The following is a 26,183-nucleotide window of genomic DNA, read 5'->3' as shown; positions in this document are numbered from 1 at the left end:
TGTCGTGCAAAGCGCTGCTGGCCACCAGATTGCAGGTGATGGTGGACTTGCCCACACCACCGTTTTGATTGAACACCACATGCAGCACGGATACGCCCCTTGAGAATGGAATCCGGCAAGTTTAAAGGCGCCAATGAAATTTCGTCAGGCCGCCGCGCCCAGGGTGGCAGCCAAGGCCCTTAGGGCAGGCCCATTGACAATCTGGATCTGCTCGCGACCCAGGCTCACCCAGCCTTCCCGCTCAAAACGGCGCAGCAGCCGGGTCACCATTTCGCGCACGGTGCCCAGCTCATCGGCCAGCGTCTGGTGGGAAACCGCCAGCAACTGACCATGACCCAACAGGGCGGCGGCAAGACGTTGATCGAGTTTGTGAAAAGCCACGGCATCCACCAGGCTGGTGAGATCGGCCATGCGTTCGGCGAACAAGCCCAGCACCTCATTGCGAAAAGCCGGTGTCTCCAGCCAGCGCCTGAAAACCTCTGCGGGTATCAACAGCAGCGTGCTGGCCTTGGTGGTCATGCCGTGGGCCGACATGGGTTGCGTGCGAAACAGGCAAGCCGATGACACCAGACACAACTCACCCGGCACCACCCGGTACAACTCCAGCGCGCGACCGTCACCCGAACTGCGCGACACCTTCACTTCGCCCTCAAGCACAAGCGGAAAGCCCTGACAGGGCGCGTTCTCGCTAAACAGCACGGCGCCCGCCGGCACCTGCATCGGCGCCAAGGCGGCGCCCAGCTCGGCCAGGGAGGGTTGGACCTGGGCCAGAGCGGGGTAGAGGGCAATGAACTTCGCTCGTGGATCAGTGCTGGAATTCATGTCAGAAATAGCCTTGGCCCCCATTCACGGCCCGGCCAGATCGTCCAGGGCAGCGGCATTCATGCGGCGACGGCATAGCCTTCTTCGGCAATGGCTTTGGCCAACAGTTCACGCGGCGTCTCGGACCGCACATCCACTCGGTTGGCAGGGCGGTCGATCGTGACCTCGGCCTGGGGATCAAGCTGCTTGATGGCGCGGGTGACGGCTTTTTCGCAATGGCCACAAGTCATGCCGGTAACGGTAAAGGTTTGATTCATGGAAAGACTCCGGGATATAAAAAACGCGCTAGACATTTGAGAGATAGCATAGCTTGACCGGGTCATGATGGGAAAGATTAGGATCTACACCATGAATACTGTGACCAACCCCATGGCGCCATCGACACCACCAACCCTGGACATCGGCGTTGGCGGCATGACCTGCGCCTCCTGTGTGGCGCGGGTGGAAAAAGCCCTGAAGAAAGTACCCGGGGTGCAGGATGCCACGGTCAACCTGGCCACGGAGTCTGCGCGCATTGTGTTCACCCCTGGCGAGCAGATGGAAGCCCGCTTGCGTCGTGCTGTGCGTGACGCCGGGTATGAACCCCGCGCCGCCGATGCCGCCGTGATGGCCGAGGACGCCTCGCCCTGGGCCGGGTTTGGCCCCATTGCCATGGGACTGGCCTTGTCTGCGCCCCTGGTGATTCCGATGCTTGGCGATCTGCTGGGCAAGCACTGGATGCTGCCTGCGTTTTGGCAATTCCTGCTGGCCACGCCGGTGCAGTTCATACTGGGCGCCCATTTTTACAAGGCCGGCTGGCATGCCCTGAAAGCCTTTACCGGCAACATGGATCTGCTGGTGTCCATCGGCACCACCGCGGGCTGGGCCTTGTCGATGTGGCTGTGGCTGACGGCCGAGCCGGGGGCCATGGTGCACCTGTACTTTGAAGGCTCGGCGCTGGTGATCACGCTGGTGATGCTGGGCAAATGGCTGGAAGTGCGGGCCAAGCGCCAGACCACGTCGGCTATCCGCGCACTGCATGCCCTTCGCCCGGATGTGGCACATCTGATCGGACCCGATGGCGAAGTGGATGTGCCCGTGGGGGAGGTGCTGGTGAGCGACCGGCTGGTGGTCAAGCCCGGTGAACGCTTTCCGGTGGACGGCGTCCTGCTGGAAGGGCACACCCAAGTGGACGAGTCCATGCTCACCGGCGAACCCTTGCCGGTGGAAAAGCAGGGCGGCACCGATCCCGCACCCACACTCACAGGCGGCTCCATCAATGGCGAAGGCCGGGTTGTGATGCAAGTGAGTGCCGTCGGTAGCGAGACCGTGCTCTCACGCATCATCCGCCTGGTGGAAGACGCCCAGGCCGCCAAGGCGCCGATCCAGCGCATGGTGGACCAGGTCAGCGCCGTATTCGTGCCCGTGGTGCTGGTGATTGCACTGATCACCCTGCTGAGCTGGTGGCTCACCGGTCACGCTTTTGAGCAGGCCCTGATTTATGCCGTGGCGGTGCTGGTGATTGCCTGCCCGTGCGCCCTCGGGCTCGCCACGCCCGTGGCCATCATGGCGGGCACCGGCGTGGCGGCACAGCATGGCATTTTGATCAAGGACGCACAGGCCTTGGAGCTGGCGCACAGGGTCGACGTCGTCGCGTTTGACAAAACCGGCACACTGACAGTGGGTCGTCCCAAACTGAGCGCCTTGCATCTCGCACCCGGCATGGCAGAAGACGAAATGCTGAGGATCGCCGCCAGTCTTCAAAGTGGCAGCGAGCACCCGCTGGCGCGGGCTGTGGTCAGTCGCGCCCAGGAGATGGGTTTGCGCTTTGAGGCGCCTGACAACGTGCGCGCCGTGGCTGGCCGCGGCACGGAAGGCGAGGTTGGCGTACGCAGTTTCCTGATCGGCAGCCTGCGCTGGATGGATGAACTCAAGGTCGACACCGGCGCCATGGCCAAAGAGGCCGCTGCGCTGCAAGCCCAGGGCTCAACCGTATCAGCCATGGCCGAGCGAACCAGCCAGGGCCTGACCCTGCGTGCCTTGATGGCTTTTGGCGACGAACCCAAGCCCGGAGCCCAAGAAGCCCTGGCCGCCTTGCGGGCGCGCGGCATCAAGACCGTGATGATCTCCGGCGACAACCGGGGTGCCGCCGAGGCCATGGCCCGCCGCCTGGGCCTGCGCCCGCAAGAGGGCGAAGTGATGGCCGAAGTGCTGCCCGGCGACAAGGCCGCGCGCGTGATGGCCTTGAAGCAAGGCGGCCATGTGGTGGCCATGGTGGGCGACGGCGTGAACGACGCCCCGGCACTGGCTGCCGCAGATGTCGGTATGGCCATGGGCAACGGCACGGATGTCGCCATGCATGCTGCCGGCGTCACCCTGATGCGCGGTGACCCGTTGCTGGTGGCAGCGGCACTGGAAATTTCCGACCGCACGGTCGCCAAGATCCGGCAGAACCTGTTTTGGGCTTTTGCCTACAACGTGGCGGGCATTCCTCTGGCGGCGCTGGGCTTCCTGAACCCGGTGCTGGCGGGTGCCGCCATGGCCATGAGCTCCGTCAGCGTCATGAGCAATGCACTGCTCCTCAAACGCTGGAAACCCAAAGGGAAATAGTGCACTCCATACGAGCAGAGACGACCGGGTGTTACAGGGTCGCCTGCGGTGCTCGAAGTGGCAATCTGAGCGTGAACACCGTTCCCTCTCCCGGAGTGCTTTGCACCTCGATCTGGCCTCCCAGCACCCCCGTCACGATGTTGTGCACGATATGCAGCCCCAAACCGGAGCCCCCCTGACCCAGCCGGGTGGTGTAGAACGGCTCAAAGATGCGCTTCAGGTTGACACGCTCCACGCCCCGGCCATGGTCGCGCACCTGCAACTCCACCTCCTGTTGCCCCTGAGCCCGTGCCTGCACTTCGATCAGCCCGCCTTGCCCGTCGCTATAACCATGGATCATGGCGTTGCTGATCAGGTTGCTCAGCACCTGTCCCAGCGGGCCGGGGTAGCTGTCGAGCGTCAGATTCGGACTGATATCCGTGACCACCGCGCAGCCGCAATGGCGAATCGTGGGACTGAGGGTGAGCACAATTTCGGACGCCACCTCCTGCAGGTCAAACTGACGTCGCTGCGAACTGGTCTGGTCTACGGCGACCTGTTTGAAGCTGCTGATCAATTCTCCCGCCCGGCTCAAATTGCGCACCAGGATATCGCAGGCAAACTGTGTGTCTGCCACAAACTGGTCCAGATTGGACCGCGTCAAGCCGCTGGCCATTGACGCCACAAATCGTGTGGTTTTGAATTCCAGCGAGCTGGCCACCGTCAGGCCATTGCCAATCGGGGTGTTGAGTTCATGCGCGACGCCCGCCACCAGCGAGCCCAGGGCGGCGAGCTTCTCCGAGCGCACCAGCTCGTCCTTGGTGCGCTCCAGACGCTCCAGCGCCTGTTCGAGTTTCTCCGTGCGTTGCTGCACCCGCTGCTCCAGTGAGGCGTACAACAAGGCGTTGTCCAGCGACACGGCCATCTGGCCGGCAATCAACATGACTGCATCCAGGCGCTCGGCACTGAAGGCACCACGGCGCTGGCGGCTCTCCAGCAACAGCATGGCGCGCAACTCACCGTGGCTCAGGATCGGGGCGCAGAGGATGGAACACTGGGCCAATGCCGCAATATAAGGATCGCGGTTGAAACGATCGTCCTGGGTAGCATCGTCCAGTAGCAGGGTTTCGCCAGTGCGTTGGACATAACGGAACACCGAGAGCGCCAGGTCACCGCGTTTGCCAGCCTGCTCTACCGGCACCGGACTGGCATCCGCACCCAGGGAGTCGGCCATGAACCAGCCTGAACGGTCTTCGGGCTGGATCACCAGATGGACGGCACTGGCGCCGGTCATCGCGCCCATCACCTGGCCCAGACGCCCGGTAAGGCGGCTCAGGCTGGTCTCCGAACTCAGGGCCTGCGAGGCGCGCAGCACCGCCAGCATGTCCACGGTATCGGTGCTCAGGCTGGTGCCGGTGGTGCTGCGCACACCTTCTTCGGCACGCTGCAGCTCCGAGCCCGTCCGCAAAAACAGGTGTTCGCGTTGCATCGCTCGCACCTTGCCTGCAGCACCCCAGGCTTCATAGTGAGCACACGCCTGGGTCAGCAGGGACAGTGCGCGCTGGTCTGCGCCCAAAACCGCATGGAGCAGACCCGCACGCTCGGTGATCAATGCACGATGCCAGGGACGCGTGACTTCGGCGGCTGCGGCCATGGCCGCATCAAAACTGGCCATCGCGCCGGGAATATCACCACCCGCCCAGGCGCGCTCGGCATGGAGCCAGAATTGCAAATGCAGGAAGTTCACAGGCGCATCGGCGGCGCGCAGGGTCAACCATGGCAGGCAATCCGCATCGATTTCTTCCAGCAGGGGGCCGCGCTCTTCCAGCGGGAGGGTGCGCGCCTGGTTGGCCAGCGCCACCCCCTGAAGCACCTGCGTCACCGCGACAAGGTAGGCGCCCGGTGTGCGCACGCCCAGTGACATGGCAAGGGCCGCGTGGTGGCTCAATGTCTTTGAGTCGTCAAAAATGGCTGCCGATATCATGCGCATCGTGTGGTACACGACGGCCATGGGGCCGGGTGTGACGGCTTCCCGGGCAAAAATACCCTCTTCAAAGCTGTCGTCACTGAAGCCCCCCGGCATGCGGGTTTCACCACGCATGGCGCGCACCAGTTGCCGGCGTGGCAAATAGCGCTGCCTGAACACCGCGTCGCCCATGTGCTTGGCAATGGACAAGCCCGTCTCCACTTCGGCCCCGGCGGCATCCAGGGTGGGTGCGCAGTCGAACAACAGCGAGGAGCTGATGAAGGTATAGGCCGCAAAGGTAAAGTCGCCCGCCCGAACGAGGCGCTCCCGTGCCTGGTGCAGATCAACAACAACGTTTTCGATCGGCTCCACCCAGTGGCCGGCCGCAATGCCGTGAACCGTGCGCGTGATGGCCGTCGCATGCTCGTAGCCTCGCGCCTCACCAACAGCGAGGAGGTGACGGGCCACCCGATAGGCACCACGGAAGTTCTGCGGTTGCCCACCCAGCAGGAAAGGCACCAAACCAATACTCATCAACAGCTGGCGACAAGGACCGTGTTCAATCCACAAGCGGGTGGCCTCCAGAGTGATCCACGCGAAAACCACAGGGTCACAGAAGTAGCCGGCATTGGCGGTTTGTATGCTCAGCTTGGCCCAAGCCAAAACCAGTGGATCGCTGACTTCCGCCCGCTGGAAATCAAGCAGGCACTGGTCCGTGTGCAGCCATTGCTCCAGCCGGTATAGACCCGCTTCAATGGCTGGCCCTGGATCCGATGGCATTTTCAGACCCAACTCATCCAGAAGCTTCAGACCCAGGGCAAGCGCCTGCAAATACAAGCCGCGGTTCGCCAGACTGTACATCTGTATGCCGGCCGGTTCGGCCAGTTCGATGAGGCTGATGTTGCGAGCAACGATGGCCGCGTAGACCGCATCGCACTCCTCCAGCCGGCCCAGACCGTAGAGGGCCGCGTGGTGGGCGATTTCCAGAGCGGCCAGCACGCCCGCGTCCGATGGATTCTCCAGCGCCTGCAGCAGTTTGAAGGCTGCCGCCAGAAAGCGCTCAGCCACGGCATAGTTCAGCACCTGGGAACGTACGGCAGCCTGCTGGAACAGGCTCACCACATGGCGACACTCCGTCTCCTCAACCAACACATGGGCCACCGGCAAATACTGTTCGGCAGCGATATGGCTGAACTCCGAATGCTGGGCCAATTGGCGCGCCAGCCGCAAATGCTGCTGGCGACGCCGGCCAGGCGCCATACCCTCGAACACGGTTTGCTGCACCCGGTCGTGACGAAAGCGCAGCAGCGTGCTCTCCCCCTGTTCGATCACCAGCAAGCCATCCTCCAATGGCGGGACCCAATGCAGCGCGAGTTCATCGGCGTTCAAGCCGCTGGCCAGACTCAGAACTCCTGGACTCAACTCACCGCCCAGGCAGGCCATGAGTTCGAGCAGATCGCGGCTCGGCGGTGGAAGCCTAGCGATACGCCGTTGCAGGATGTCCATCAGGCTGGCGTTGCCCACATACTGGTGAATGGCCGAGGCGTCCCAGTCCCACAGGCCATCCCGCGGCGTCAGCAGGCCGTCCTGGCGCAAGGCATTGACCATTTCAACGGTGTCATAGGGGTTGCCTTCGGTACGCTCCTGCAGTGCCGCGGCCAGCCGGGCTGCCTGCGGCTGCGGCAAGCGCAGCATTTCCCCAAGCAGGGTGCTGACATCCGAAGCGTCCAGATTGCGTAGGGCGAGCTGCGCCGGTGCCCGCCCGAGTTGGCCCCAGCGCGTCATCAGGGCATGCAGAGGGTGAGCAGCATCCACTTCATTGGCGCGAAAAGAACCCACCAGCAACAGACCCGCAATGCCTTCGGCGGCATTCACCAAAGCGTCAAGAAAACGCAGCGTGATATGGGGCGCCCATTGCAAGTCATCCAGCACCATCACCACCGGTCGCTCGGGGGTGGCGATGCTGCGCAGCAGGTCCAGCGTCGTTTGAATCAGTCGCACCTCGGCTTCGCGCGGGTCAACGACCTCAACCCCCGGTTGTGGCCCCAGGAGCATCACAAATTCCGGTAACAACACAGGACCAAAACCAGAGTTGCTGCCCAGGCCGTCAAGGAGGCGAGCGCGGTGCAGCACCAGCTGATCTTCAGGTTCAGCCAACAACAGGCGTCCCAAAGCACGCAGGGCTTCAACCGTGGCCGTCGGGGCATCCTGGCGATACTGGTCAAACTTGCCCGAGACAAACCAGCCACGCTGGGCAGCCACAAGGGGCCTAAGTTCATTGATGAGGGCTGTTTTACCAACACCTGGCATGCCTTCAACCAGAACACAACGCGTCCGATCGGCCATGGCTTCGGTGATGGCGTGTTGCAAAGCAGCGATTTCGGGGTCGCGCCCGACAGGGCGCGAAGGCGGCGACAGACGCTGTGCAAAGTCGTGCCGGGCCAAGGGAAAAGGTGTTGTGTCGCCATTGCGCAGTGCTTGTTGCAGAAGGCCCAGGTCCTGTTCCAGGCCTTGGGCACTTTGGTAGCGCCGGTCCGGTTCTTTTTCCAGCAAGCGCATGATCAAGCGGGAAAGCATGGGTGGCACGTGCGACTGTGATGGCTCGGCAGGTACGCGCACCAGATGGTCGTGGATCAAATCCAGCAGATCCTCGCTTTCAAATGGTGGATGACCCATCGTGAGTTCGTACAGCATCACACCAAGTGAGTAAAGATCGGCGCGCTGGTCCACCGGACGCCCGGTACGTCCAGTCTGCTCCGGCGCCATGTAACGCAAGGTACCGGCAATCTGGTTCTGGTGGGTGAAACCGGGTAGTTCTTCGGCCACCTGGCTGGCGATGTTGAAGTCAATCAGGGTCGGCCGCCGCTCCGGGCCACTGAGCAGGATGTTGCTCGGGTTGATGTCCTTGTGAAGAATGCCGGCGCGGTGCACCTCGGCCAGCACCTGCGCCAGCGTTTGCCCCAGTGCCACGACGTCGGCAATAGCAAGGGTGTGCTCTTGCAACCATTGACTCAACGCCACGCCACCGAAGTCATGCAGGGCCAGGGTGTTGGCCGAGGTTGGCACAGGAGCGATCCGGACCACGCCTTGAATATGCGCCAGACGCTGCAGGATGCTGGCCTCATGCTGCACACGCTGGCTCGCCTGGCTACCCAGGGCTTGCTTGAACACCACGCGCAGCCCGCTGCCAGACAGAATGCCACGGGTGATGAGCGTCTTTTTACTGCGGTACAGGACCTCGTGCAAAGACAATCCATCGACCAGGGCCTGGTCGCTCAGTCGATTGTCATTGTGCGATGTCACTTGTCGCCGCCTTTCCACGTCTCATACAGGAGCCGATCGGCAAAACCGGAAGTCATGCCGAGGACCTCAGACCCCGCACTATAGCGTTTCACATGCGATGAATCACGACCTTTTTTGTATCTTGGCTTCAAGCCGGAATGCTTGGGCCGGGAGTCACAAAATGACTTGGAAAAGGGTCGCTGTTGCAGTGCTCTAAACTGGCACCCTTCGACTCATTACTTATTCCGCTCAGTGAACGTCAATCCACGCCAGATCAAACTTCTCAATACCGTTCGTGCGCACAACTCGGTTTCGATTGAGCAACTGGCCGAACTGCTGGGTGTGACCCTGCAAACCGTGCGCCGTGATGTTCAACGCCTGGCCGACGAAGGCCTGTTGGCGCGCTTTCACGGTGGCGTGCGTGTACCGACTTCAACCATAGAAAATATTGGTTATCAGCAGCGCAAAACACTCCATGCCGAAAGCAAGGCACGGATCGCGCGCGCAGTGGCGGCCAGGGTACCCAATGACTGCTCATTGATTCTCAACATCGGTACCACCACCGAAGCGATTGCCAAGGCTCTGATGCATCACAAGGGATTGAGGGTCATCACCAACAACCTGAATGTGGCCAGCATCCTGAGCGACAACGCCGCCTGCGAGGTCATTGTGGCCGGCGGTTCGGTGCGCTCAAGGGATCGTGCCATCGTGGGTGAGGCGACGGTGGATTTCATTCGCCAGTTCAAAGTGGACATTGCCTTGATTGGCGTATCCGGCATTGAATCCGATGGAACCCTGCGCGATTTTGATTTGCGTGAGGTGAAGGTTGCTCAAACCATCATTGCGCAGGCACGCGAGGTATGGCTGGCGACGGATGTGAGCAAGTTCAATCGTCCCGCAATGATCGAACTTGCAACGCTGTCGCAAATTGATTGCCTTTTCACCGATGCCGAACCACCACCACCGTTTCCCGAGCTGCTGCAACAGGCCAATGTGCGCTGTGACTATGCGAGCTGATGCACTCGCATTGACAGCTTGGCTCTAGCGCAATTCCGGCAATTCGATCTTAACTTCCAGTACTTCCAGGTTGTCCTGACGCTCCAGGTTCACCTTGATGTCGGCAGGATTGATCTTGATGTATTTGCTGATGACAGCCACCAGTTCGCGCTGTAGTGCAGGCAGGTAATCTGGTTCGGCCGCATTGCGTCCACTGCGCTCATGCGCCAGGATAATTTGCAGCCGTTCTTTGGCAACATTGGCCGTCTTCTTTTTTTCACCGATGAAGAAAGAGAGAAATGACATGGCTTTATTTACCCCCGAACAGTCGTTTCAAGAGCCCTTGTTTAGGGGCTTCGGTGAAGCGCATGGGTTTGTCTTCTCCCAGGAAACGGTCAATCACATCCTTGTATGCTTCCGATACATCACTACCCTGCATGTGCACCGCAGGCACGCCCTGGTTGGACGCCTGCAGCACCGATTCACTCTCCGGTATCACACCAATCAGTTTGATGCGCAGGATGTCCTGAATGTCTTCCAGCGATAGCATCTGCCCCTGGTTCACACGCGCTGGGTTGTAGCGGGTGATGAGCAAATGCTCCGTGATCGGTGGCAAACCTTCCATGGCACGTTTGGTTTTGCTCGACAACATGCCCAGGATGCGATCCGAGTCACGTACCGAGGACACCTCGGGGTTGGTCACCACCAAAGCTTCATCAGCGAAGTGCATGGCCATCAGGGCGCCGGTTTCAATGCCGGCAGGCGAATCGCACACAATGTATTCAAAATCCATTGCCGCGAGATCGGTCAGTACCTTCTCTACGCCGTCTTGTGACAAAGCGTCTTTATCGCGGGTTTGTGATGCAGCCAGCACATACAGGTTGTCACACTGCTTGTCCTTGATCAGTGCCTGGTTCAAATTGGCTTCGCCTTGAATCACATTGATCAGGTCATACACCACACGGCGTTCGCAACCCATGATCAGGTCCAGATTACGCAGACCCACATCGAAATCGATAACAGCAGTTTTGTGCCCGCGCAAGGCCAGACCGGTCGCAAAACTGGCACTGGTGGTTGTTTTACCCACGCCGCCCTTGCCGGAGGTAACCACAATGATTTTTGCCATGGTTGACTTGTCTTTCAAATTAAATATTCAAACCAAAAATAGGTAAAGTCGCCAGCATCTCACACCAACAATCTTCTTACGCCTTCAGCGCTTCAATCAGCAGTTTGTCCTGTCCGTCGTTGCTCAAACGCACCTGAGCAGGTTTTCCACGTACTTCATCAGCCAGTGGATTTTCACTGGTGCGGTACACACCCGCGATCGAAATCAGCTCAGGTTCCAGGCACAAAGAAAAAATGCGCGCATGGGTGTTGCCACTGGCTCCTGCCATGGCTTTGCCACGCAAGGGTGCATAAACATGGATATTGCCATCCGCCACCACTTCCGCACCCTGATTGACCATGGCCAGCACCACCAAATCTGCTCCTCGCGCATAGATTTTTTGCCCGGAGCGAAGCGGCTTGTCCACCACCATGGTTCCTGGCCCCGGCACTTCTCGCACGGTCTCGTGAATGACCTGTTTGATCTCGACTGCTTCAACCGCCGCCGCACGAACCCTTTGCACTTCAATCGGTGCCTCCACCAATCCAACAGCCAGGGCAGAGGCCATCCATGGAGGGCTGGCTGCACGCACTGCAACGGGAACCAAATGGCACAAGCGGAGCGTCTTGAGCAGGGGAACCAAGTCCTGCTGTGGCAGATCGGCATCCAGATGTGAAAAATCGATGACCAGGGCATCATGGTCAAAAAAATCAGGGCTTTCACCCTCGGGACCAAATTGTTGCAACAAATCGGTTTGCAAAAGTGCCCAATCACTGGTTTTCAGCATCAGTGCGACCAAGGGCAATTGGGCGCTTTTTATTTCAAAAGAAGCTTGTTTCTGGCCAGATGTTTTATCTGTGGAAGAAATGGTCATGAGAAACAAAAAACCGGTATGAGGCAATCCATGGTATCGGTCCAGGGACAGGCAAACACCTGAAAAAGAATGGCTCGAAGTGCGGCAAGTTTACTTGATCAAAGGAGATGAAATGACGAAACAATTTCATGTTTTTTGACTTGGACTTTTCCCTGGTTGTCTTCTTATTTCTTAAATTAATACATAGTAGTAGTAGGTAAGGATCGTTCATGGCTGTGTACAAGCATCATATTGTTTTATAAATCAAGGGCTTATGTGCTCTGAACCCATGTGGGTGACTGTGCTTTTGCGTTGTACCGAAAAACTGAACAACTTTCAGGTAAATGAATTTTCTGTGTATAACTTGTCTTTTCCTGGAAAGTTATACACAGGTTTATTGTTTGACAGCATCAGCCTTGGCAGTGTAAGTATTTGTGGGGCTGTTGGGTCTATTGATCTGTATCAAGGCCCGTATGTACTGTGCATGCCATCCTTGCAGGAAATACGAGGAGACGCATCATGGCCCATGAGAGCATTCGAATTATTCGCGACGAGCATGCTGCCCTGGCGGCAATGTTGCGTTCCCTGCGCTTGATGTTTGAGCGTGGTCCTGGTGATGAACCTGAGAGCTTTTTTGATGTGCTGCGCGCGATGTTGTTCTACATCGATGAATTTCCGGAGCGTTTGCATCACCCCAAAGAATCGGAGTTGTTGTTTCCTCGCGTAGCGCGGTTGGCACCCGATACGCTGGATGTGATTGCCCGACTCGAAAAAGACCATGCCCAAGGTGAGTCAGCAGTGCGAGAGTTGCAGCACTTGTTGTTGGCCTGGGAGCTGGTGGGGGAATCAAGACGCCCGGCGTTCGAGCAGTCAGCCAAGAAGTACCTTGATTTCTATCTGGAACACATGCGCCTGGAAGAAATGGTGATTCTTCCGGCAGCACAAAAAGTGTTGAGCGACGCCGACTGGAAAGAGCTTGATGCTGCATTCGCTACCAACTGTGATCCTCTTACCGGCAAATACCCGCGCGATCCCGTTTATGACCGCTTGTTCACTCACATCGTCATGCGCGCGCCCGCACCCATTGGTCTGGGTGGGGACTGAGGTATTGAATTACTGGCCTGTTGTCAGGCGAGAACAGGGTAGTCGGTGTAGCCCTTGGCACCACCACCGTAAAAGGTGGCACGGTCAGGTGCATTCAAGTCTGCGCCTTCGCGCAGGCGACGGGTCAGATCCGGGTTGGAGATAAAAGGACGGCCAAACGCCACCATATCGGCACCTTCCTGCAGGGACTGGTTAGCCAGATTGATGTTGTATCCATTGTTCACGATCCACGCACCCTGGCCACCGGCGTTGCGGTAGGCGGTGCGAAACGCGACATAGTCGAAGGGTTTGTCGCCCTGCACATGGTCCCGTGGACCCCCGGTAGAACCTTCAATGATGTGCAAAAACGCCAGTTGCAGGGGTGCAAGTTGTTTCACCACATACTCAAAAAGCGGTTGAGGATTGGGGTCTTGCGCGTCGTTGGCGGGGGTGACGGGTGACAGACGCAGGCCCACGCGATCTGAACCAATTTCCTGGGTTACAGCGGTCATGACTTCCAGCAATAAACGTGCGCGATTCTCGATGCTGCCACCATAGGCATCGGTGCGGGTGTTGGAGCCTGAACGCAGGAACTGGTCCAGTAAATAACCATTGGCACCGTGGACCTCGATTCCGTCAAAGCCAGCGGCAATGGCATTGCGCGCTGCACGGCGGTAGTCGTTGATGATGCCGGGCAGCTCTTCGAGCGTCAGGGCGCGCGGCATGGAGGTGTCGACGAAAGCGGGGACGCCATCCTTGATGAGAACGGTTTTGGTCTTGGCAATGATGGCGGAGGGGGCGACAGGCGCCTGGCCACCGGGCTGCAGATCCACATGGGAGACACGTCCTACATGCCATAGCTGCATCACAATTTTTCCTCCCGCCGCATGGACTGCATCGGTGACGGGTTTCCAGGCCTTCACCTGTTCGTCGTTCCAGATGCCGGGCACGTCGGAATAGCCCTGCGCCTGGTGGCTGATGGCGGTGGCTTCGCTCACGATCAGGCCCGCACCATTTTGTGGGTGGGCGCGTTGCCCATAATAAGTGGCCATCAATGCAGTTGGCATGGCACCGGGTGCACGGTTGCGGGTGAGGGGGGCCATGGCAACACGGTTGGCAAGCTGCATGCGGCCAACCTGGATGGGATCGAACAGAGAAGTCATGATGTTCCTGACAGTAAAAAGAAAATTGGAACACGCGCAAACAGGCGTGATATGCCCAACTGAAGGCTTTCCTTCACAATGCAAGCTCCATGACGACCTCTACCCCCCCTTTACTGACGCCCACGAGACACATCGTGTGGCTGGCCCTGGCTTTGTCTACCGGGGCGGCATTGTCCCTGGGCATCACGCGCTTTTCCTATGGGCTTTTGCTGCCACCTATGCGCTCGGACCTGGGCTGGTCCTACACCCTGGCAGGGGCCATGAACACGGTCAATGCCCTGGGGTATTTTCTCGGGGCGTTGGTGACGCCGCGCTTGTTGCAACGCTTTGGTGCAGCACAGGTGTTGATGACGGGTGCGATGCTGGCCAGTGTGTTCATGGCTTTGACAGGTTTTTTTACTGACACCCCTTTGCTGTTAGCGCAGCGATTGCTGGCTGGTGTGGCAAGTGCTTTGGTGTTCATTGCCGGGGGCTTGCTGGCGGCGCGTCTGGGCGCTTTGCAGCCGGCGCGCAGTGGCTTTTTGATTGGCTTGTACTACGGGGGTACGGGCTTTGGCATTGTGCTGTCGGCCCTGCTCGTGCCGGTGGTGCTGGCGGCTGAAGAACAAGTTCCGCATGGCTGGGCCTGGGCCTGGTGGGCACTGGCGCTGGCTTGCTGCGTGGTGACGGTGGTATTGCGCTGGCCGGCCAGGGTGCTCCTGCATTTGACACACCAGGCACCCGCCGGTGACACCGGCCGGCCCGTGGATTTCAAATGGGGGCGGTTCGGCTTTGCGCTGGCGGGTTACGCCATGTTTGGTGTGGGCTATATCGGCTACATGACGTTTGTGATTGCCTTGCTGCGTGAGCAGGGCGCCAGTGGTCCGGCAGTGACTTTCTTTTATGCCCTACTGGGCTTGGCGGTGCTGGCTTCGCCACGCATCTGGGCACGTTTGCTGGATCGCTACAAGGGAGGGCAGGCGCTGGCCTTGTTGAGCGCCTTGCTGGGCCTGGCCACGGTACTGCCAGCGCTTACCTCGGCGTGGCCCGTCATTCTGGCTTCTGGCTTGTTGTTTGGTGGCGTGTTTCTGTCGCTGGTGGCGTCCACCACTGCGCTGGTGCGGCACAACCTGCCGCAATCGGCTTGGGCCGCAGGCATCAGCGCCTTCACGATTGTGTTTGCCGTGGGGCAGATCGTGGGGCCCACCATCGTCGGCTGGATTGCCGACGGCCCGGGTGGCTTGGCCCGGGGGCTGGTGTTTTCGGCCCTGGCATTGTGGATCGGAGCCGCCCTGGCGTCGCGCCAGCGGGCATTGACCCACTGATCGACGGATTACTTGATCAGGCCTTCTGCACGCATGGCGTCCTGCACAGCGGGGCGGGCACCCACGCGGGCCATGAAGGCGCTCAGGTTGGGCAGGCCGGAGATGTCAATCCCGACATGCTTGGTCCAGTTCGCCACCGTGAAGAGATAGCCATCGGCCACGGTGAAGGTGTCACCCATCAGATAAGACTTGTTGGCGAGTTCGCCGTCCAGCCATTTCAGACGCGAGATCAAGCGGGTTTTGACCAGCGCCTTGGCTTCGTCGGGCATGCCGGCGGTGAACAGGGGCGAGAAGCCCTTGTGCAACTCGGTGCCCAGAAAGTTCAACCACTCTTGCAATTTGGACCGCTCAAAGGTGCCGTTGGCGGGGGCCAGTTGTTTGGCGGGCACCTGGTCGGCGATGTATTGCACGATCGCCGGGCCTTCGCGCAGCTGGCGGCCGTCGTCCAGCACCAGCAGGGGCACATAGCCCAGGGGGTTGATGGTGTAGTAGTCGGTGCCATCGGGCAACTGGTGGGTCTTGGTGGGCGCTGCAATGGCTTCGAAGGCCAGGCCGGACTCCTTGAGTGCAATATGGGGCGACAGGGAACAGGCACCGGGAGAGTAATAAAGCTTCATGGAGAGTCCTTGGAAATGATTCTGCTGAATCGGTTGAAAACCAGTTGAGAGGAGGATGCTAGCTGTTGTGAGCAAATCCTGCTCAAGCGGGGGCCGGCCAAGCCCGCAGACATGTGCGCTGGCAGACTACCCGGCCGGTGCAAAATGCGACCATGAATCGAATACTGAAGTGGGTCGCGTGGGTTGTGGTCGTGCTGCTGTTGCTGCTGGCGGCGGGCGTCTGGGGATTGCAGCGCTGGGTCGGCACCGATGATTTCAGGGCTCGTGTGGCGAAGGAAGCCAGCCAGGCGCTTGGGGTGAACGTGAAGCTGGCCCGCGTTGACGCGACCGTGTGGCCCTTGCCTGGTGTGAGTTTGGGCGGCATCGAGATCCAGACGCGTCCGGCGCTGACGCTGGAGGAATTGGCTGTGCGCCCGGCCTGGAGCGGGCTGTTGCAGGGGCGCATTGAACTGGCCACGGTGCTGGTGCGGCAGGCAACGCTGCCGCAAGCCAGTATCGATTCGCTGATTACATTGCTACAAAAAAAGAAGCAGTTAAAGAAGAATCCACGAGGGACAGAGGTCGAGAATGATTCAAACGACCAGTACATCCCACAACGCACCGTGCTGGACCAGGTAACCTGGGTCAGTGCCAAAGGAAACAGCATCACACTCCATGCGGATGCACGCTTGAGTCCGCAGGGCTTGCCCGATGACGTGACGGTCCAGATTCTCAAGGGCCAGTTGCAGGGGGCGAAAGCGCGGCTGCAGCGCCAGGGAAATGACTGGACGGTCGCGATGGAAGTGGGTGGTGGCACGGTGAAAGGCTCTGCCCAGTTGCAGCCAGCGCCGCAGCCGGGCGCAGAGTTTTCACTCAAGGGCACGCTGGAGACGCGCGCCGTGGAGGTGGCGGCGCTCACCAGTTCAGCACAGCCGGTGCTAAGCGGGCGGCTGGATGCCGACACCACGTTCACAGGACGCACGGCCAGTGTGGGTGCCTTGGCAGATGTCTTGCAGACGCAAAGCAAGTTCACGGTGCACAAGGCGGTCTTGCATGGCATTGACCTGGCCCGCGCGATCAAGACCGTGGGCCTGAGCCGGGGCGGCGAAACCGCGCTGGATACGCTGGCGGGACAGGTTCATACACAAGGTCGTGCGGCACAGCTCACCAACCTGGTGGCGAGTTCGGGTGCGCTCAGCGCCAGCGGCAATGTGGCTCTGGCACCAAGCCGGGCCTTGACTGGGCGCGTCACGGTGGAGTTGGGCGGGGCCGTGGGCGTGCCCCTGGTGGTTGGCGGCACGCTGGATGCGCCTGAGGTCACTCTGACCCGTGGCGCCCTGATCGGTGCCGCCATTGGCACGGTTGTGATGCCGGGGGTGGGCACCGGTGCGGGTGCCTCGATGGGTGACAAGGTGGGCAGCGGGTTGAGCAAACTTTTTGGGCGCTAGCGGTTTTCAGCCGTGCGACCCAATAGGCTCATGACGCGGTTTCTGTGGGCTTGAGGTTGGTGGAGGCTGGTTCGTCGAAGCCGACGTACCGAACAAACTGTTTGTTGTCCTCTCGGACCGATTTCACGGTATTGGCCACAAAGCTGTTGTCTGGGTAACCCATGGCAATACAGATCATGATGTTTTGGTCATCCGGGATGCCGGCATGCTCTCGCACCACACTCGACTGCATGATGCCCTGGCCGTTGATGACGCAACCCAGGCCGTGCTCCCATGCCGCCAGTACGATGGCGTGCGAGAGGGCGCCCAGATCGAAGTGGCTGATCGCAGCGGGCTCCAGGTACTTGTCGTAGGTCAGGACCAGTGATACCGGGGCGTCGAACTGGCGAAAACCGCGCATCACCCAATCGGTGCGTCGCTCCTTGTCGTCACGTGCGATGCCCATGGCCTCAAAAAGCTGGATGGCGACATCCACCTGGCGTCGGCGATGGACGCCTTCATACGCCTCCTTCATCGGGAAATCACGTTTGGGAGGCACGCCACTGACCATGTTTTCCATGTTGCCTTTGCGGATGCGGTCAAGCGGCGCACCGGTGACCACATGCACATGCCAGGGCTGGGTATTCATCGACGATGGGGCCCATTTGGCCACCTCGATGATCTGGTCGATGATTTCGCGGGGAACGGGCTTTGTCAGATAGCCCCGAACGCTGTTGCGGCCCTTGATGAGTTCTTGGAATTCCATAAGCGTGCTCTCAAAAAAATGTTGTTGAGGATAAACGCTTTCCATCGGTGGCCGGGATGCCAAGGCGACAAAGCAAAAGCCGCCAGCGCCTCCCGGCACTGGCGGCTTTTTTGAACAAATCAGGACTTGTAGCTAGGGTCCATGCGATCGAGTTTGCGCAGCAGCGACGGCCATGCCAGCGCGGCGCCCTGGCCGCCGGTGGCGACCTTCATCACGTTGGCAATGCCGTCCAGGATTTGCGGATTGACCATGGTCAGTTCACCACCGGCCTGGGCATCGATCTGGATGCGGCAGGTGTTCTCAAAGGTGTACATGGCCAGGAAGGCTTCGGGAATGGTTTTGCCGATGGTCAGCAGGCCGTGGTTGCGCAGCATCAGGTAGTTGGCGCTGCCCAGATCGGCTTGCAGGCGCGGCTTTTCGTCATCGCGCAGGGCGACGCCTTCGTAGTCGTGGTAGGCGAGGGAGCCCAGCACAAAGGTCGATTGCTGGCTGATAGGCAGCACGCCGCATTTCTGGGCGCTGACCGCCACACCGGCGCGGGTGTGGGTGTGCAGGACACAGCCGGCGTCGTCACGGCCCTGGTGAATGCAGCTGTGGATGGTGAAGCCGGCCGGGTTGACGGCGTAGGGGGAGTCGCTGAGCTTGTTGCAGTCCTGGTCGATTTTGATCAGGCTGGAAGCGGTGATCTCGTCAAACATCAGGCCGTAGGGGTTGATCAGAAACTGGTGCTCGGGGCCGGGGATGCGGGCGCTGACGTGGGTGAAGATCAGGTCGCTCCAGCCGTAGGCGGCCACCAGGCGGTAGCAGGCGGCCAGATCGCAACGCAGTTGCCATTCTTCGGCGCTGACGACTTCTTTGAGTGAGGGGATGTGCATGGGAGACTCCTGAATTGGGTGGTGAAGAGGGGTGATGGGTTGGGTTGGATCAGGCGTTGACGGCAGCGCTGGTGTTGCTCAGTGGCGCCTTGTAAATCGAATTGCGCGGCTGCGCCATGAGGCGGCGCACCATGGGCGCAAACTCGCTGATGGGCAGGGTTTCTGCCTTGGGATCGAAGGCGGGGCTGTCGTACAGCTCGATGAATTCTTCGGTGCGTGCATAGTGCTCATGGCCTTTGAACATGTCGCGCATATTGCGGTCCAGGCCGATGTGGTGGAAGAAGTTGTAGCCCTGGAAGATGCCATGGTTCTGGATCATCCACAGGTTGGCATCGCTGACAAAAGGCTTGAGGATGGCAGCCGCCACGTCGGGGTGGTTGAAGCAGCCCAGCGTGTCGCCGATGTCGTGCAGCAGCGCGCACACCACATATTCCTCGTCGCGGCCATCGCGCAGGGCGCGGGTGGCGGTTTGCAGGCAATGGCTGTAGCGGTCGATCGGGAAGCCGCCGTAGTCGCCATCCAGCAGTTTCAGATGGGCCAGCACGCGGTCGGGCAGGCCTTTGCCGAATGCCATGGCTTCGGGAACGATGGCGGCCCAGTCTTGCTGGGTGCTTTCGCTCATGCGGGTAAAAGTGGCGCGTGCGTTCATAGGGCTCCAAAAAGTGGGGGGGTATCCGGCACAGTGCCGGCGTTTCAAAAGTGAAGCGTAAGCGCTGCTTCGATGTTCAACTGTCAAAAAATTGACAATTAAGGGTAATCACTGGGAAAATTCCGGGCCCATGCCATTCAAAGCCAAAGCCCCTGCTGCCATGATGGCCAATCCCTGGTTCGCCGGTTTGTCGGCACGCCATCGCCACGCTTTGCTGGCGGCGGGTGAACCGCTGCACCTGCGGGCCGGGGAAATGCTTTACCGCCAGGGGGATGCGCCGGGTGGGTTCTTTGGCATTGTGAGCGGCTCTTTCAAGGTGTCGACCCTGCGCGAAGACGGCAAGGAAGGCATTCTGGTGGTGATCGAGGCCGGCAACTGGCTGGGCGAGACCTCCCTGTTTGACGGCTTGCAGCGTCCCCATGATGTGACCGCGTTGGGGCCGGCGGAGGTTCTGGTGGTGGGCCCGCCGGCTTTTGACAGCCTGATGGCGAGCCCCGCGTTTGCCCGCGCCATGTGTGTGCTGCTGACCTCCCGCGTGCGTTTGCTGTATAGCCTGGTGGAGGACACCATGCTGCGCGCCATCAGCACACGCGTGGCGCGCCGTCTGCTGGCCTTGGCGCGCGGAGATTCGGCGGTGTTGAAGGATTCACGCTCTGTGCTGCCGGTGTCGCAGGAAGCGTTGGCGATGATGCTGGGCGTGACCCGGCAGACGCTGTCCAAGGAGCTCAAGGCGCTGGTGCGCGACGGCGTTGTGCGTATTGGCTATGGCCGTTTGGAAATCTTGTCGCTGGCTGCGCTGGAGGCCAGAGGGCGGGGTTAACCGGGCTGGGTGGCCAGTTCCAGCCGGGTCAGCCAGGCCAGCGCGGCCGGGGCGCTGGTGCCACACATCTCGGCGCTGGGCATCAACTGGCTGCACACTGCGGGCCGCCCGGGCTGGCCGAAGATGCGGCAGGCGTTGGCATCGTTCAGTTGGACACACCGCACCCCCGCCGGCTTGCCTTGCGGCATGCCGGGAATGGCGGAACTGATGGAGGGGGCGATACAACAGGCACCGCAACCGGCTCGGCACTTCATAAGGTTCTTTGTATGCTATATAAAATATAGCGCATGATTCAATATCGGTGAAGGCTAGAGGCCAGTTGGACCATGCAATCGTGCGCCAGCCCAGAGAACCTGCTTAAGCACGCTTTGCACGCCTTGGCGGTGCGCTTCGTTGTGCAGCATGCCATCGGCGTCAAAGGCCTGACCAGCACCGCCCAGCGCAAATTGCCTGGGCGCCACCCAGCACTGCAGATTGGACAACAGGGGGGTGAGATGGCTGAGGGAGCGCAAGCCGCCCAAGCCGCCGGGCGAGGCACTCAGCAGGCCAACCACTTTGCCCTCGAATGGCTTGGTACCCTGGGCCCAGTCGGGATGGCCCTTGACCGGACTGGATGCCCAGTCGATGGTGTTTTTGAGCAAGGCGGTGTAACTGCCGTTGTACTCGGGTGAACAGATGATCCAGGCCGGGTGCTCAAACATCAGTTGCTTGAGCTGGATCACATCGGGCGGTGTGCCCTGGGCTTCCAGATCGGCGTTGTACAGCGGGATGTTCAGGCCGCTTAATTCGAGGTGGGTGACGGTGGCACCCGCATCACGGGCCATGGCGGCCGCAGTGGCGGCCAGTTTCCGGTTGAAAGAGTTTTGGCGGGTGCTGCCCGCAAAGATCAGAAGCTTCATGTCCCTGATTGTCGTCAAAAATCGAGCCTCCCGGTAAAATCGCCTTTTTGCGCGCGCGAAGCGCAAGGCCGGCAATCCTGTGCTGTGGCCCTCGCGAACACCCATTACTTAGGCTCAAGCCATGCTTTACCCACAGAATTTTGACGTCATTGTTGTTGGCGGCGGCCATGCCGGCACCGAGGCGGCCTTGGCCGCGGCCCGCATGGGCTGCAAGACTTTGCTGCTGAGTCACAACATTGAAACCCTGGGGCAGATGAGTTGCAACCCGTCGATCGGCGGTATCGGCAAGGGGCATCTGGTCAAGGAGGTGGATGCCCTGGGCGGCGCCATGGCGGCGGCCACCGACGAGAGCGGTATCCAGTTCCGCATTCTCAATTCCAGCAAAGGGCCCGCAGTGCGCGCCACCCGCGCGCAGGCGGATCGCGTCTTGTACAAGGCGGCCATTCGCCACCGTCTGGAAAACCAGCCCAACCTGTGGCTGTTCCAGCAGGCGGTGGACGACCTGATGGTGGAGGGCGACCGGGTGGTGGGTGCCGTGACCCAGGTCGGCATCAAGTTCCGCGCCAAGACCGTAGTGCTGACGGCGGGTACTTTTCTGGACGGCAAGATCCATGTGGGCTTGAACAACTACGCAGCGGGCCGGGCAGGGGACCCGCCGGCGGTTTCCCTGAGCGCCCGGCTGAAAGAGCTGAAGTTGCCGCAGGGCCGTCTGAAAACCGGCACACCGCCGCGCCTTGATGGCCGGTCGATTGATTTCAGCAAATGCGCGGAGCAGCCCGGTGACGGCATGCCCGGCGGCATGAGCCCAACCATGCCGGTGTTCAGCTTCATGGGGCGGGCCGAGCAACACCCGCAGCAGATGTCGTGCTGGATGACCCACACCAACGAGCGCACCCACGACATCATCCGCAGCGGCTTTGACCGCAGCCCCATGTTCACCGGCAAGATCGAAGGGGTGGGCCCGCGCTATTGCCCCAGTGTGGAAGACAAGATCAACCGTTTCGCGGATAAGGAGAGTCACCAGATTTTCCTGGAGCCCGAAGGCTTGACCACCAACGAGTACTACCCCAACGGCATTTCCACCAGCTTGCCTTTTGACATCCAGTACGCGCTGGTGCGCTCGATGGCCGGGCTGGAGAATGCCCACATCCTGCGCCCGGGCTATGCCATTGAGTATGACTACTTTGACCCGCAGCAACTCAAAAGCAGTTTCGAAACCCGGGCTATCGGCGGCTTGTTCTTTGCCGGGCAGATCAATGGCACTACGGGCTATGAAGAGGCTGCGGCCCAGGGCCTGTTTGCCGGGATCAACGCGGCTTTGCAAGCCGGCGCCCAGACCGCCTGGCAGCAGGATATCTGGGTGCCGGGCCGGGACGAAGCTTACCTGGGTGTGCTGGTGGATGACCTGATCACCAAGGGCGTGACCGAGCCCTACCGCATGTTCACCAGCCGGGCCGAGTTCCGCCTGCAGTTGCGCGAAGACAATGCCGATATGCGACTGACCGAGGTAGGGCGCCAGTTGGGCTTGGTGGATGATGCCCGCTGGGAGGCTTTCAGCCGCAAGCGCGATGCTGTTTCACGTGAAACAGAGCGTCTGCGCTCGCTTTGGGTCAGTCCGAAGAACCTGGCGGCGGCGGAAGCCGAGCGGGTATTGGGCAAGGCGATTGAGCATGAGTACAGCCTGGCCGAATTGCTGCGCCGGCCGGATGTTAACTACGCCGGCCTGATGTCGCTCAACGCGGGCAAGTTCGCTGGCCCGGAGCTGGGTTCGGGCGTGCCGGTGGTCACGGGTCCCGTGCAGTCGCCCGAGGCCGTATTTACTGCCGTGGTGATCGAGCAGGTGGAGATTGCCGCCAAGTACTCGGGCTACATTGATCGCCAGAAGGACGAGGTGGGCCGTGCCGCGCACTATGAAAACCTCAAGCTGCCAGCCGAGCTGGACTATATGCAGGTGTCGGCCATGAGCATTGAGGCGCGGCAAAAGCTGACCAAACACCGGCCGGAGACCTTGGGCCAGGCCTCGCGTTTGTCGGGTATCACGCCGGCCACCATTTCCTTGCTGTTGATTCACCTGAAAAAAGGCAAGTTCAAGGGCTTCGCTACGACGGGCAAGGGTGCCCCTGATGTAGTGGATGTGGATGGGGCGGCAGTCTGATGCGGATGCTTGAAAAAGAATTGCGCCAGGGCTTGACTGAACTGGCGCTGCCGCTGGACGACGCGCGGATTGGTCTGTTGCTGGACTACCTGGAACTGATCCAGAAATGGACCAAGGTCTACAACCTCACGGCGGTGCGCGACCCGGCCGAAATGCTGACGCACCATTTGCTGGACAGCCTGGCAGTGATTGCGCCGCTGCGGGCGCAACTGGCTCAACTGCATGCGCAGCCCAAGGTGCCAGGTGCGGCGTCCGCTGAGGGTGGTCGGGCGGTGATCCGACTGCTGGACGTCGGTTCGGGCGCGGGCTTGCCGGGGGTTGTTATTGCGATTTGCTGCCCGGATGTGTTGGTGGATTGCGTGGACACGGTGGCCAAGAAAGCGGCATTCATCCGCCAGGTGGCTGCTACTTTGAGATTGTCCAATCTTCAAGGTCTGCATGCGCGGGTCGAGAACTTGACGGAGAAGTACACGGTCATTTGTTCCCGCGCGTTCGCGTCCCTGCTTGATTTCACCACCTGGTCATCTGGCGCGCTGGCAGAGCAGGGCGTTTGGCTGGCCATGAAGGGCAAAAGTCCGGACGAAGAGTTGGCCGTCTTGCCGGCCCAAGTGGAAGTGTTTCACGTGGAACAACTGACTGTGCCCGGTCTGGATGCCGAGCGCTGCATCATCTGGATGCGTGTGCGAACCTGATTTTCAGGTCGTTGGGGCTGAAAAGGAGGCGCTGGCAACCTAACGTAAACTCACTGCCTCACCCACAAGGAAATCCCCATGCTTGGCGTTACCGACTATGGCGCATTTGTCATCGCCATCATTGTTTTTCTGTTGATACCGGGACCCGGCAACCTGGCCTTGATTACCTCCACCAGCAAGGGTGGCATTCGGGGCGGGTTGGCCGCAACTTTCGGGGTGATTCTGGGTGACCAGGTTTTGATGTGGCTGGCGGTCGCTGGCGTGGCCGCGTTGCTCGGCACCTACCCCGCAGCTTTCCATGCGGTCCAGTGGTTGGGTGCGGCTTATCTGGCGTGGCTGGGCGGCAAGATGCTTTTGGCCAAGCCGGGCGCCGGGCCGATTCTGCACATCAAGCCGCGCCACTATCTGCGCCAGGCCCTGATGATTACCTTGCTGAATCCGAAGGCGATCGTGTTTTACATGGCATTTTTTCCGCTGTTTGTCGATCCGGCTCAGCATCAAGGCCTGATGACTTTCGCCTTCATGGCGGTGACCATTGCCGCGCTGACCTTTGCTTACGGCTTGACAGCGACTTTGCTCACCTACTTTCTGGCTGAGCGCATGCGCGCCAACCCGGTGGTTTCCCGTCTCCTGGAAAAGGTGGCGGGCTTGTTTCTGGTTGGCTTTGGCGTCAAGCTGGCGCTGTCGCGCTGAACTTACATTTCGTTTTCATCTTCGTCTCAGGTAAGCATTCCATGGCAAAAATTTTCTGTGTCGCCAATCAAAAAGGTGGCGTTGGCAAGACCACGACCACCGTCAATCTGGCGGCCGGTCTGGCCAAGGTAGGCCAGCGCGTCCTGATGATTGACCTGGACCCGCAGGGCAATGCCACCATGGGTTCGGGCGTGGACAAGCGCAGCCTGAAGCTCACGATTTACGATGTCCTGTTGGAATCCGCCTCCGTAACCGAGGCGCGGGTGAAAAGCGACAAGCTGATCGAGGGCGGATGTGGCTACGACATCCTGGGTGCCAACCGGGAGCTTGCCGGTGCCGAGGTGGAGTTGGTGGATGTCGAGCGCCGCGAGAAGCGCCTCAAGCAGGCGCTGGCCGAAGTAGACGGTGAGTACGATTTCATCCTGATCGATTGCCCGCCCAGCCTGTCGATGCTGACGCTCAATGGTTTGTGCTGCGCACACGGCGTGATCGTGCCGATGCAGTGCGAGTACTTTGCGCTGGAAGGGCTCACTGATCTGGTCAACACCATCAAGCAGGTGCACGCCAACCTGAACAAGGACCTGGCCATTATTGGTTTGCTGCGCGTCATGTTCGACCCGCGCATCACCTTGCAGCAGCAGGTCAGCGAGCAGCTCAAGCTGCATTTCAAGGACAAGGTTTTCAACACGGTGATTCCGCGCAATGTGCGTCTGGCCGAGGCTCCCAGTTACGGCGTGCCCGGCGTGGTGTTCGATCCGGCTTCCAAAGGGGCGCAGGCTTTCCTGACTTTCGCCCAGGAGATGGTTGAGCGCATCGCGACCATGTAATCGATGAATCCCGCCAACGTTCTCATCCTGCCGGGCTGGCAAAACTCCGGTCCCGACCACTGGCAAAGCCGGTGGCAGGCGGCGCACGGCTACCAGCGGGTGGAGCAGCACGACTGGATGCGCCCGCTGCGGGGTGACTGGATCGCCCGGCTTGAAGACGTGCTGCTGTCGCTGGACTTCGAGCGTGACGGGCCCGCGGTGCTGGTGGCGCACAGTCTGGGATGCATCCACGTGGCGGCGTGGGCGGCACACTCCCAAAACACGCACCGCGTCAAAGCCGCGCTGCTGGTGGCACCGCCCGATGTTGAGCGCGAAGATTTGCGGGGCATGCTGCCGGCTTGGTCTCCCGTGTTGCTGAACCCGCTGCCTTTCAAGACGCTTGTGCTTGCCAGCAGCGATGATCCTTTTTGCAGTCAGGCACGGGCGCAGACTTTTGCCATTGCCTGGGGGGCCGATTTCATCGAGGCAGGGAAGGGTGGGCACCTCAATGCCGAAAGTGGTCTGGGCGACTGGCCCGCTGCGTTTGATCAACTTCAGCGCCTACAGGGCCTGAATCGGCCTGCCGCAAATTTTTCGGTGGGGGTTGCAGCGTGATTTGCAGGGGCAGAGTAGTCTGGGGTTCGACGGTGTCGCGCGCGGTGC

24 protein-coding genes and 1 pseudogene are annotated in these 26,183 nt (G+C 60.4%); 11 read left to right on the top strand and 14 right to left on the bottom strand.

Annotation, left to right across the window (positions count from 1 at the left end; all coding sequences use genetic code 11):
• Nucleotides 1-10: 10 nt before the first annotated feature.
• The 3 genes and pseudogenes from IV109_RS12590 to IV109_RS12580 all read right to left on the bottom strand — a co-directional run.
• Nucleotides 11-88, bottom strand: a pseudogene (locus tag IV109_RS12590) (ParA family protein); the annotation flags it as partial.
• Between the two features lie 56 nt (nt 89-144).
• On the bottom strand, nt 145-822 hold the full coding sequence (locus IV109_RS12585; protein ID WP_296696925.1) for a Crp/Fnr family transcriptional regulator: 678 nt from the start codon (nt 820-822) through the stop codon (nt 145-147).
• A gap of 59 nt (nt 823-881) precedes the next feature.
• Nucleotides 882-1,079, bottom strand: coding sequence for a heavy-metal-associated domain-containing protein (locus IV109_RS12580; RefSeq protein ID WP_296696923.1), 198 nt, complete (start codon nt 1,077-1,079; stop codon nt 882-884).
• A 91-nt stretch (nt 1,080-1,170) separates the two neighbouring features.
• On the opposite strand from IV109_RS12580, the gene IV109_RS12575 reads away from it, so the two are divergent.
• Nucleotides 1,171-3,411: a heavy metal translocating P-type ATPase gene (locus IV109_RS12575; RefSeq protein WP_296696920.1), complete on the top strand. Its 2,241-nt coding sequence runs from the start codon at nt 1,171-1,173 to the stop codon at nt 3,409-3,411.
• A gap of 31 nt (nt 3,412-3,442) precedes the next feature.
• Here IV109_RS12575 and IV109_RS12570 read toward each other — a convergent pair whose 3' ends face one another.
• The gene (locus tag IV109_RS12570) at nt 3,443-8,659 is read right to left on the bottom strand and encodes an AAA family ATPase (RefSeq protein ID WP_296696913.1); all 5,217 of its coding nucleotides are present in this window, start codon (nt 8,657-8,659) and stop codon (nt 3,443-3,445) included.
• A 231-nt stretch (nt 8,660-8,890) separates the two neighbouring features.
• Between IV109_RS12570 and IV109_RS12565 the strand changes: the two genes are divergently transcribed.
• A complete protein-coding gene (locus IV109_RS12565) occupies nt 8,891-9,655 on the top strand; it encodes a DeoR/GlpR family DNA-binding transcription regulator (protein WP_296696911.1) in 765 nt (254 codons plus the stop codon).
• 24 nt (nt 9,656-9,679) lie between these two features.
• On the opposite strand, the gene minE is transcribed toward IV109_RS12565, so the two are convergent.
• The 3 genes from minE to minC all read right to left on the bottom strand — a co-directional run bounded on the left by minE (nt 9,680) and on the right by minC (nt 11,613).
• Nucleotides 9,680-9,940, bottom strand: coding sequence for a cell division topological specificity factor MinE (gene minE, locus IV109_RS12560; RefSeq protein ID WP_296696909.1), 261 nt, complete (start codon nt 9,938-9,940; stop codon nt 9,680-9,682).
• Between the two features lie 4 nt (nt 9,941-9,944).
• Entirely contained in the window at nt 9,945-10,760 is an 816-nt protein-coding gene (gene minD / locus IV109_RS12555; protein WP_296696907.1) for a septum site-determining protein MinD, read from the bottom strand.
• A 76-nt stretch (nt 10,761-10,836) separates the two neighbouring features.
• The gene (gene minC, locus IV109_RS12550) at nt 10,837-11,613 is read right to left on the bottom strand and encodes a septum site-determining protein MinC (protein ID WP_296696906.1); all 777 of its coding nucleotides are present in this window, start codon (nt 11,611-11,613) and stop codon (nt 10,837-10,839) included.
• 498 nt (nt 11,614-12,111) lie between these two features.
• Here minC and IV109_RS12545 point away from each other — a divergent pair, with 498 nt between their 5' ends.
• The gene (locus IV109_RS12545) at nt 12,112-12,696 is read left to right on the top strand and encodes a hemerythrin domain-containing protein (protein ID WP_296696904.1); all 585 of its coding nucleotides are present in this window, start codon (nt 12,112-12,114) and stop codon (nt 12,694-12,696) included.
• Nucleotides 12,697-12,719: 23 nt separating this feature from the next.
• Here IV109_RS12545 and IV109_RS12540 read toward each other — a convergent pair whose 3' ends face one another.
• Complete coding sequence (locus IV109_RS12540; protein ID WP_296696901.1) at nt 12,720-13,838, bottom strand: alkene reductase; 1,119 nt, start codon at nt 13,836-13,838, stop codon at nt 12,720-12,722.
• An 89-nt stretch (nt 13,839-13,927) separates the two neighbouring features.
• Between IV109_RS12540 and IV109_RS12535 the strand changes: the two genes are divergently transcribed.
• A complete protein-coding gene (locus tag IV109_RS12535) occupies nt 13,928-15,142 on the top strand; it encodes a YbfB/YjiJ family MFS transporter (protein ID WP_296696900.1) in 1,215 nt (404 codons plus the stop codon).
• An 8-nt stretch (nt 15,143-15,150) separates the two neighbouring features.
• Here the strand turns inward: IV109_RS12535 and gstA are convergent, their stop codons facing one another.
• The gene (gene gstA / locus IV109_RS12530) at nt 15,151-15,759 is read right to left on the bottom strand and encodes a glutathione transferase GstA (RefSeq protein ID WP_296696897.1); all 609 of its coding nucleotides are present in this window, start codon (nt 15,757-15,759) and stop codon (nt 15,151-15,153) included.
• A gap of 152 nt (nt 15,760-15,911) precedes the next feature.
• On the opposite strand from gstA, the gene IV109_RS12525 reads away from it, so the two are divergent.
• On the top strand, nt 15,912-17,186 hold the full coding sequence (locus tag IV109_RS12525) for an AsmA family protein (RefSeq protein ID WP_296696895.1): 1,275 nt from the start codon (nt 15,912-15,914) through the stop codon (nt 17,184-17,186).
• A 28-nt stretch (nt 17,187-17,214) separates the two neighbouring features.
• On the opposite strand, the gene IV109_RS12520 is transcribed toward IV109_RS12525, so the two are convergent.
• The 3 genes from IV109_RS12520 to IV109_RS12510 form a co-directional block, all read right to left on the bottom strand.
• Nucleotides 17,215-17,931 (bottom strand): nitroreductase, encoded by a 717-nt coding sequence (locus IV109_RS12520; protein ID WP_296696893.1) that lies wholly within the window; start codon nt 17,929-17,931, stop codon nt 17,215-17,217.
• 119 nt (nt 17,932-18,050) lie between these two features.
• Nucleotides 18,051-18,806, bottom strand: coding sequence for a class II aldolase/adducin family protein (locus IV109_RS12515; protein WP_296696890.1), 756 nt, complete (start codon nt 18,804-18,806; stop codon nt 18,051-18,053).
• Between the two features lie 49 nt (nt 18,807-18,855).
• On the bottom strand, nt 18,856-19,455 hold the full coding sequence (locus IV109_RS12510) for a phosphohydrolase (RefSeq protein WP_296696888.1): 600 nt from the start codon (nt 19,453-19,455) through the stop codon (nt 18,856-18,858).
• Between the two features lie 130 nt (nt 19,456-19,585).
• Here IV109_RS12510 and IV109_RS12505 point away from each other — a divergent pair, with 130 nt between their 5' ends.
• Nucleotides 19,586-20,275 carry a Crp/Fnr family transcriptional regulator gene (locus tag IV109_RS12505; RefSeq protein WP_296696885.1) on the top strand — a complete coding sequence of 230 codons (690 nt, stop codon included), beginning with the start codon at nt 19,586-19,588 and terminating at the stop codon, nt 20,273-20,275.
• Here IV109_RS12505 and IV109_RS12500 read toward each other — a convergent pair.
• Both IV109_RS12500 and IV109_RS12495 read right to left on the bottom strand, forming a co-directional pair.
• Nucleotides 20,272-20,529: a YkgJ family cysteine cluster protein gene (locus IV109_RS12500; protein WP_296696881.1), complete on the bottom strand. Its 258-nt coding sequence runs from the start codon at nt 20,527-20,529 to the stop codon at nt 20,272-20,274. The two genes, IV109_RS12505 and IV109_RS12500, sit on opposite strands and share 4 nt — an antisense overlap.
• 54 nt (nt 20,530-20,583) lie before the next feature.
• Nucleotides 20,584-21,174 carry an NAD(P)H-dependent oxidoreductase gene (locus IV109_RS12495; protein WP_296696879.1) on the bottom strand — a complete coding sequence of 197 codons (591 nt, stop codon included), beginning with the start codon at nt 21,172-21,174 and terminating at the stop codon, nt 20,584-20,586.
• 121 nt (nt 21,175-21,295) lie between these two features.
• Here IV109_RS12495 and mnmG point away from each other — a divergent pair, with 121 nt between their 5' ends.
• The 5 genes from mnmG (at nt 21,296) to IV109_RS12470 (ending at nt 26,135) form a co-directional block, all read left to right on the top strand.
• The gene (gene mnmG / locus IV109_RS12490; protein WP_296696876.1) at nt 21,296-23,329 is read left to right on the top strand and encodes a tRNA uridine-5-carboxymethylaminomethyl(34) synthesis enzyme MnmG; all 2,034 of its coding nucleotides are present in this window, start codon (nt 21,296-21,298) and stop codon (nt 23,327-23,329) included.
• Nucleotides 23,329-24,021: a 16S rRNA (guanine(527)-N(7))-methyltransferase RsmG gene (gene rsmG / locus IV109_RS12485; RefSeq protein WP_296696873.1), complete on the top strand. Its 693-nt coding sequence runs from the start codon at nt 23,329-23,331 to the stop codon at nt 24,019-24,021. Before mnmG ends, rsmG begins: the two co-directional genes overlap by 1 nt.
• 78 nt (nt 24,022-24,099) lie before the next feature.
• On the top strand, nt 24,100-24,714 hold the full coding sequence (locus IV109_RS12480; protein WP_296696871.1) for a LysE family transporter: 615 nt from the start codon (nt 24,100-24,102) through the stop codon (nt 24,712-24,714).
• Nucleotides 24,715-24,755: 41 nt separating this feature from the next.
• Nucleotides 24,756-25,541 carry a ParA family protein gene (locus IV109_RS12475; RefSeq protein WP_296696869.1) on the top strand — a complete coding sequence of 262 codons (786 nt, stop codon included), beginning with the start codon at nt 24,756-24,758 and terminating at the stop codon, nt 25,539-25,541.
• Nucleotides 25,542-25,544: 3 nt separating this feature from the next.
• Nucleotides 25,545-26,135: an alpha/beta hydrolase gene (locus tag IV109_RS12470; RefSeq protein ID WP_296696867.1), complete on the top strand. Its 591-nt coding sequence runs from the start codon at nt 25,545-25,547 to the stop codon at nt 26,133-26,135.
• The last annotated feature ends 48 nt before the right edge of the window (nt 26,136-26,183 follow it).

Origin of the sequence: Rhodoferax sp., assembly GCF_018780565.1 — a bacterium.
GTDB lineage: Bacteria > Pseudomonadota > Gammaproteobacteria > Burkholderiales > Burkholderiaceae_C > Rhodoferax.
Note: the sequence above shows the minus strand (reverse complement) of the source record. Positions and strands in the feature narration are given on the sequence as shown.